The organism is Vibrio sp. Vb0937, assembly GCF_033338855.1.
The window spans coordinates 1-1,179 of the sequence record NZ_JAWOTK010000328.1; the positions used below are offsets into that span (position 1 = coordinate 1).

Genomic DNA, 1,179 nt, shown 5'->3' on the forward strand with positions numbered 1-1,179 from the left:
CTATGGGTAGGAATATTAGACATTAGTAAAAGAGCAACAAAACTCTCACTTATTAAACATTAATTTAACAATGCGTTAGTGTGCGTTGATCTTGTATGAGTTGTTTTCTCAAGGTAAGTCAAAGGGAGAACGGTCGTCGCTCCAACTTATATTTGTTAAAGACTAAGTTTTTGGGGAACGTAAGGGTTGCTATTGAGGTACGTTGTCTATTTACAGTCAGCTTGAAGCCATTAGAACTAATAGTGTGAAAGGAATTAAATAGAGTTTCTGACTCTGAATGATTTTGGGCAAGAATAAATGAATCATGGCAAGCCAATTCGTGCTTACCATGATTTCTGCTCGTATGTACTGGCGTTCAAGAAACTCGAAAGTCAGCTCATGAGCTCTGGGTAGAGGCTATGTTCTGTAGAGAACCTTGACCACATGCCAGCCAAATTTTGTTTTGACCAAGTGCGGAGTTAACACTTCACCAGAAAAACAAACTTTGTCGAATTGAGGCACCATTTGACCGCGACGGAACTCACCGAGGTCACCACCACGTTTGCCAGACGGGCAAGTTGAATACTTTTTCGCTAGTGTTTGGAATTTAGCGCCTTTTTTCAGTTGCTTGATGATGTCTTCAGCTTGTTCTTTGTGCTTAACAAGAATGTGCAATGCGGCTGCTGTGTTTGCCATGTGTTTATCTCTCACTATTCTGGTGGCGCAAGTTTACCGAATACACTGGTTTGCGCCAAACATTTCTCCACCTTACCCATTTTAGGCCATGGCTTGCCCCAAAAACACTTGGCTAGGTGATGAAAACCTGTGCAACACGGGTAATATTGACCTCGATTTATAAAGAGATTGCTTAAAAAGCTCACATTTACTTCCTATACGGTTGAAGCTGTCGCTTTATAAGATATGATTAGACACAAATCGGTGGCATTTATAAGGTTATTTCATGGCAAAAGTCGTTAGTAAGGCGAATCAATCTCAGGGTATGTTGATGTTTAAGCTCACCCTGCAACAAAACTTCGCAATAGGGACACTTAAAGTTCGTGAAATTGTACCCTACATGCCAACCACAAAAACCCCGTACTCCCATCACCATGTGATTGGTACGGTGACCATTCGTGATCTCACCGTTCCTGTTATCGACATGTCCGCTGCGGTTGGCTTTCGTCCAATTACGCAAGAAGA

General features: G+C 41.8%; 2 protein-coding genes. One reads left to right on the forward strand and one right to left on the reverse strand.

Annotated elements, in window-relative coordinates:
* Positions 1–396 precede the first annotated feature (396 nt).
* Positions 397–675 carry a peptidylprolyl isomerase PpiC gene (ppiC, locus tag R7P67_RS25455; protein WP_005375342.1) on the reverse strand — a complete coding sequence of 93 codons (279 nt, stop codon included), beginning with the start codon at positions 673–675 and terminating at the stop codon, positions 397–399.
* 265 nt (positions 676–940) lie between these two features.
* Between ppiC and R7P67_RS25460 the strand changes: the two genes are divergently transcribed.
* Positions 941–1,179, forward strand: a 239-nt coding sequence (locus R7P67_RS25460; RefSeq protein WP_318086403.1) for a chemotaxis protein CheW, incomplete at its 3' end; no start/stop codon positions are given.